This is a genomic window from Ovoidimarina sediminis, from assembly GCF_032586175.1.
In the GTDB taxonomy this organism is placed as follows: domain Bacteria; phylum Pseudomonadota; class Alphaproteobacteria; order Rhodobacterales; family Rhodobacteraceae; genus Ovoidimarina; species Ovoidimarina sediminis.
On the sequence record NZ_JAWHTE010000029.1, the window covers coordinates 45943 to 51942 of the forward strand.

At 58.3% G+C, this 6000-nt stretch carries 8 protein-coding genes and 1 pseudogene; 5 read left to right on the forward strand and 4 right to left on the reverse strand.

Features of this window, described 5'->3' with window-relative positions:
* Window positions 1-202: 202 nt before the first annotated feature.
* From RXV90_RS22365 to RXV90_RS22375, 3 genes and pseudogenes are all read left to right on the forward strand, one after another.
* A pseudogene (locus tag RXV90_RS22365) lies at window positions 203-409 on the forward strand (IS5/IS1182 family transposase); the annotation flags it as partial.
* A 211-nt stretch (window positions 410-620) separates the two neighbouring features.
* A complete protein-coding gene (locus tag RXV90_RS22370) occupies window positions 621-1004 on the forward strand; it encodes a response regulator (protein WP_316652014.1) in 384 nt (127 codons plus the stop codon).
* Window positions 1005-1082: 78 nt separating this feature from the next.
* A complete protein-coding gene (locus RXV90_RS22375; RefSeq protein ID WP_316652016.1) occupies window positions 1083-1622 on the forward strand; it encodes a DNA-binding transcriptional response regulator in 540 nt (179 codons plus the stop codon).
* 17 nt (window positions 1623-1639) lie between these two features.
* Here the strand turns inward: RXV90_RS22375 and corA are convergent, their stop codons facing one another.
* Complete coding sequence (gene corA / locus RXV90_RS22380; protein WP_316652018.1) at window positions 1640-2614, reverse strand: magnesium/cobalt transporter CorA; 975 nt, start codon at window positions 2612-2614, stop codon at window positions 1640-1642.
* 712 nt (window positions 2615-3326) lie between these two features.
* On the opposite strand from corA, the gene RXV90_RS22385 reads away from it, so the two are divergent.
* Window positions 3327-3785, forward strand: coding sequence for a nucleoside deaminase (locus RXV90_RS22385; protein ID WP_316652020.1), 459 nt, complete (start codon window positions 3327-3329; stop codon window positions 3783-3785).
* 171 nt (window positions 3786-3956) lie between these two features.
* Here the strand turns inward: RXV90_RS22385 and RXV90_RS22390 are convergent, their stop codons facing one another.
* Both RXV90_RS22390 and RXV90_RS22395 read right to left on the reverse strand, forming a co-directional pair.
* Entirely contained in the window at window positions 3957-4490 is a 534-nt protein-coding gene (locus RXV90_RS22390) for a DUF3833 domain-containing protein (RefSeq protein WP_316652022.1), read from the reverse strand.
* Between the two features lie 37 nt (window positions 4491-4527).
* The gene (locus RXV90_RS22395) at window positions 4528-5001 is read right to left on the reverse strand and encodes a DUF427 domain-containing protein (RefSeq protein WP_316652024.1); all 474 of its coding nucleotides are present in this window, start codon (window positions 4999-5001) and stop codon (window positions 4528-4530) included.
* 106 nt (window positions 5002-5107) lie between these two features.
* On the opposite strand from RXV90_RS22395, the gene RXV90_RS22400 reads away from it, so the two are divergent.
* Window positions 5108-5641, forward strand: coding sequence for a glutathione peroxidase (locus tag RXV90_RS22400; RefSeq protein WP_316652025.1), 534 nt, complete (start codon window positions 5108-5110; stop codon window positions 5639-5641).
* A gap of 85 nt (window positions 5642-5726) precedes the next feature.
* On the opposite strand, the gene RXV90_RS22405 is transcribed toward RXV90_RS22400, so the two are convergent.
* Window positions 5727-6000, reverse strand: a 274-nt coding sequence (locus RXV90_RS22405) for a hypothetical protein (protein WP_316652027.1), incomplete at its 5' end; no start/stop codon positions are given.

Below are 6000 nucleotides of genomic sequence, written 5' to 3' on the forward strand. Positions count from 1 at the left end.
TCCTTATTGTTTGGGACCATTGTCGCTCATCCGGGTCACGCTTCTCTTCGCAGTCTGTTTGATGCCACGTGGGACATAGCTGCACGCATGTGTCGGATTGGTTGTGGAGAGCCTTGGGCTGACCCCATTGGGTGGTCCGGATTGAATGCTAGTGCATGGTTGGTCGCTGATCCATCGGTATGAACACTTCGGGAGCTGGTGGCCTGTAGCCGAGGGGGTGAAGGCCGCGCTCGGTCGTGACGAGGTGCGTGTTGTCGCCGACAAGGGCTACTTCAGTGGCCGCGAGATCCTGGCCTGTCATCAGGATGGCATTACCACGACACTCCCCCGGCCCGAGACCTCGGGCAACCGGAAGAAAGACATGTATTTGAAGGCTGACTTCACCTACGAGGCGGATGCGGATGTCTACCGGTAAGCCAAATGCTCTGCGTGAATTTGAGAGCGCTTTTTTGTGAACAAATTCACGCGTTCGTCTCCGCTGCTACAAAGAAGCCCGACTTCGGTCACAAATTCGACTTAACACCGTCAGGGTGATGACAAGAAGGCCCACTAAACCCTAGGATGATTGGGAGCAGTTGTTGTTAGGTGCAGTTACGAGGGCGGCGACAAGAATGTGCACTTTGTTACACATCGACGACGATGAACGCATCCGGGATCTGGTCGCACTTGCAATGGAGCTCAACGATGAAGTGTCCCTCATCCAGGCAGCAAACGGCACCGACGGACTTCGATTGGCACGGCAGCTAAAGCCGGATCTCATTTTATTGGACTTCATGATGCCTGGCCTCAGTGGCGAAGACGTGATCACTGAGATTCATGCCTCGCCTGAAATTGCCCGTATACCTGTAGTCTTCATGACCGCTCGGACGACGCAGGCCGACGATGAATTTATGATGTCGCTGGGGGCACGCGATGTAATCAGAAAGCCATTTGATCCATTTCAACTGCCGGAGCGCGTCAGTGAGTTTCTTACCGTTGAAGGCATCGATGTGAAATGCGCGTGACCAATCGCGCGGGTGCCGGGTCGCGTTGTCCTGAACTTTAGACCTTGTCTGAGGAACGATTGAGGAGGTGAAGAAGCTGTGAAGGACGTCCTTTCACCCCTTAGCGCGAACCTCCTATGGATCGATGAAGATGGGGACATCTGTCCGCCAGAGATATGCGCTTTGGAGCAAGCTGGGCTTGTGATCGAATGGAAGCGCGTCTGGCGCGATCACGATCTCCGCGAAGAACTCGGACGTACAGAGGCTTGGGATGTAATCCTTTGCACCTATCGCGATCTTGGGCGATCCGCCGAAATGGCATTATCTATCGTTTCCAAGCTGTCGCCAGAGTTGCCCGTCATTCTACTCTCCGAGGCAGTTTCGCTCGTTGAAGAAGCTGCCGCAAATATGATATCAATAGGCGCCCGTGACGTGATTCCGAGAGGAAATCTCGCTCGACTGCCTGCCGTGGTTCGCCGCGAGATTGCTAATCGGCGCGCGGTCGCCACGGAAAGATCGCATCTCCAGGCAGCAATCGACTGCATGAATGAGAGCATTGCAGTCTTTGACAGTGGAGTGCCCCCACTGAAGTGGTCCACCAACAGGGGTAGTTTTGCCTCCTCTACTCTGAGCCGATAGCAGACGACTTCGGGCATCTATCCGAGCCATCCTTTCTTCCATATGTACCAAACAAGACCGGCCGCCGACGCGCACATCAGAAGCAGTGCGAAAGGATAACCGAGATACCACCCGAGTTCAGGCATGTTCCACGGTGAACTCTCGCGGTCAAAGTTCATGCCATATACGCTTGCGATGAAGCTGAGCGGTATGAAGATGGTTGCAACAACGGTCAGAACCTTCATGGCTTCGTTAAGCTTCATGCTGACGCTTGAGAGATGCACATCGACAAGTCCCGAGGCCATTTCGCGATACGTTTCGACGATGTCCATTAACTGGGCGGTGTGGTCGTAGCAGTCGCGCAGGAATGGCTTCGTTTCAGCAGCGATCAGAGGATGATCGTCCCGAAGCAAGGTGTTGAATACTTCCCTATGCGGCCAGATGGCGCGACGTAGATGTAGGAGATGACGCTTCATGTCGTGCAACGCAGAGATGTTGCCCGGCTCGGGCGATCCGACCACTCTATCTTCGAGCGCTTCAAGCAGATCGCCGACATTCTCCAATGCCGGAAAATAGGTGTCGATGATCGAATCGAGGAGTGCGTAGCACGCATAATCCGAACCCGCTCCACGAATGCGACCTGAAGCCTTGCGGATGCGGTCCCGCACGTTTTCGAAGCAGTCCCCTGGTCTTTCCTGGAACGTGATAAGATAGCCGGCGCCCACGAAGAAGGCGACTTGCTCCGTTTCGACGGAACCAGCGTCGTCCAGCATCAGGGCCACGATGAATAGGTGATCGTCGTATTCCTCAACCTTGGGGCGTTGGTGGGTGTTTATCGCGTCTTCCAGAGCAAGCCTGTGAAGGCCAAACGCCTCGCCAATCCCGGAAATCAATTCGGCATCGCCAAATTGAACGATGTCGATCCACATTGTCGGGAAAGCATCGCGGATCTCCATGAGCGCCCCCACGTCCGCAACCTGTCGCTCGACAAGATCGTCCGGGCCGAAAGCCATGACGCGAATGCTTGGCTTTTCCGCCGTCGGGGCGATCTGCAACTTCCCGGGAACGGACCCTGGGGGAGACCGGCGTGCTGCGTGTCGTCCACCTCGCTTCATTCTCGGATGCCAACCTCTCATCGCAAGTCTCTTTAGATTTATTTTAGGCGAAGACCCGGCATCATGCGAACAAATGCTCGCCTTCGCTGTTTCTGCGGACAGGGTAAAGATTTCGGTCGCTATAAATGGCTTGAGAATGGAGTTAGTGGCCGCAACCAAGTAATGAATGGAGACGGCGTGTCTAAATCTCAGCTTCGTCCTGTGTGGATGGCTTCTGCAAAGCAAGACGTTTGTTGTGAGTGGTGTTTGGTCAGAAGCGGTCTTGTGTCCGGCCTGTTTGCGCGGTGCATTTGACCGCTGGCCCTGATGGGTTCCGCAGATCGAGTCCGATTCCGCGAAGCGGACACGTGTTGTCCGGGACCAAGCATGGGGTGTCTCTATCGTTGGGCTGACCTTTGCTATCACTCACTGCGTCTTGCTGTTCGGGTTATCCTCTTCGTCTTCAGGCGGCTCTAAGCAGATAGTCCTGCGAAGCAGACATCACGGCGGAATCACTGAGCTCATGATCCGAGCCCTGACCAGGCCTTGCCGAACAAGGCACAGTTAGATGTATATCGCATGAAGCCGATATTGTCCGTGGCAACGATCCATTTATGAAAACTCGTTCAGTATGATCACCGCGATCCCGCCAATTGATGCGGCCTTCCTCACTCGGCTCCTCGACGTCGTCGAGCACAACATCGCGCCGATGACCAGAACTGGCGTCGCCCTGGGCAATAAGGTTTTCGGTGCCGCCCTTCTGAGGAAATTCGATCTTTCGCTGGTCCTCGCCGAAACAAACAACGAGATCGAGAACCCGCTCTGGCACGGCGAAATGCACTGCCTCAAGCGGTTCTACGAACAGCCGCCCGAGGGCCGCCCTGCCGCATCCGAGCTTATCTTTCTGTCGACGCACGAACCCTGTTCTCTCTGCCTTTCGGCCATCACCTGGGCGGGGTTCGACAACTTCTTCTACGTCTTCAGCCACGAAGACAGCCGCGACAGCTTCGCAATCCCGCACGATCTGAGAATCCTTCGGGAAGTCTTCGGCGTGCCGCCCGGCGGCTACAGCGCATCGAACGCCTTCTAGTCCTCCTGGTCGATCCCAGCAGAGGCCGCGAAGCTGCCCGATCCCGGCCGGCAGGCACTGAGCGAACGCATCGACACGATCCGCGGGCTGTATTCTGAACTTTCCGAAGTCTATCAGTCGCGGAAATCCGGCTCGTCGATCCCGCTTTCCTAGCGCGGCGCGGGCCTGGGCTCATCCGCGTTCAAAAGTGATGATGACCTCGCCCACTGGAATGCCGAACCGACTCATATAGGCGCGGTTCAGAATCCGATACTCGGCCACAAGCCACATCCAGTCGTTGAACCCGACGCGCACCGCGTCGCCGCCGCCGATAGGCAGATCGATCGTGTAGCGCCAGTTGAACATGTCACCCGCCTCCCGGCCCGACGCGGTGCCGATTACGCCGGGAGCGGTGCCCGCCCAGGTCTCGGGACCGGTCTTCACGAGCGTCCAGATGCGCCGCTCCGTCGTATCGTCCTCGTAGACGAAATCCTCGACGAGGCGAAGCCGCTCACTGTCCCAGGTCCCGTTGATATCCACCTCGAACCGGCGCGACACATTCCCCAGAACGTCCTGGAACTGGCCATAGGCTGTCACGTGGCCGTCAAAGAACTCCTCGAGGTTCAGCTGCCGGTCCGACAGTGGCGCGTCCTCCAGCGATGGACGCCCGGCGCAGGCCGAAAGGACCAGCGCGCAACAGACCAGAACCACTCTCAATCCCGACATCACATTCCTCCGTCGCTCCGAGCCGCAGGCCCCCCTGCTACCAGTGCTCTGTGCCCCGTGCCCCTTTTGGCACGCCCTCAAGGTTCGCCGTCACCCAGCCGCCGCAGAACGCGCCGGGCTGCGGCATCACCGCTTCGTCACCGACGAAACAGGCTTCCATCAGACCCGCATAGAACGCCACACAGCCGGCAATCGTACGAAATACGGGCGTCGGTGCATCATAGGCCCAGTCGCCCCTGCGCGCCGTCCTGCCAGCACAGGTCACATCGAAATAGCGCGCGCGGCCCTTCCATTCGCAAAGGCTGCCCCCGCTCGCCGGCGCAAGCTCCGCCAGAACGTCCCAGCGCGGAAAATAGTAGGTCGGCGCATGGTGTGTCTCCAGGACGCGAAAGCCCCGGGTCGTCTCGGCAGCAAGTTTCCCGCCCAGACGGACGGCAAGCCGCAAGTCGACCGGCTCGAGCGCGGGCGGGCGCGGATAGTGCTGCACGTTCTCTGCCGGAAGGGAGGCCATAGGCGAGACCTATAGGGCGGGTCGTAAAATACCAGATTGACGGCGGCACGGAAATTGATCGGACAGTGCGCTTTCTGCGTAGACACCTAGTAAGGAGAATGAACCGATGCTGCGCCTGATCCTCTGTCTCGCCCTTTTGGCTTTCGCTGGTCCCGCCCGTGCTATCGATCTCCGGGCCCCTTTCGACTCGATCGACGGTGGCACGCTTGCCCTGACGGATTGGGCGGGTCAGCCTGTTCTCGTCGTCAACACCGCGTCTCAATGCGCCTTCACCAGGCAGTATCGTGGGCTTCAAGATCTTTACAACCGGTATCGCAGCCAGGGTCTCGTCGTCCTCGCCGTACCCTCCGACGATTTCAACCAGGAGCTCGACACGAACGAGGATGTCAAAGCGTTTTGCGAGCTTCAGTACGGAATCGATATTCCCATGACGACGATTACCAGCGTGAAGGGCGCCGAGGCCCACCCGTTCTACGCTTCGCTGCGCGACGAGGCAGGCTTCGTGCCGCGCTGGAACTTCAACAAGGTGCTGATCGGTCGCGACGGCCGGATTTCTGGCACCTTCGGTTCCTTCGTCGGGCCGCTCTCGGCGGACCTCACAGGCCAAATCGAGGCAGAACTGGCAGCCGCTGGAGACTGAGGCCGCGCCGCGCCGCAGATGCCCACCCAGACATGTGCCGCGGCAGCGATACCCTCGCCGATCAGCGCAAACGACGGCAGCTTCGTCAGCCACAGCAGGTCGGCGGCCAGCTTCTCCACCCCCACGAACAGCGCGACGGCGGCAATCCACAATAGACATCGAACGGCAGTTTGGTCTGCCAACCAGCCATTGCGGCGTCACTGACTGACGCAAACGCGGCGAACGACAGCTTCGACGGGCTGCGCCACAGCATTTCCAGCCAAGGCTGAAGGTCGGCTCTGGGCCGATTGTGTTGAAAAACTCGGCTTGAGCGAGGCTTTAGCTCCTGATTCACTTCTCCCGAGGCAAGGGAGGTCTGG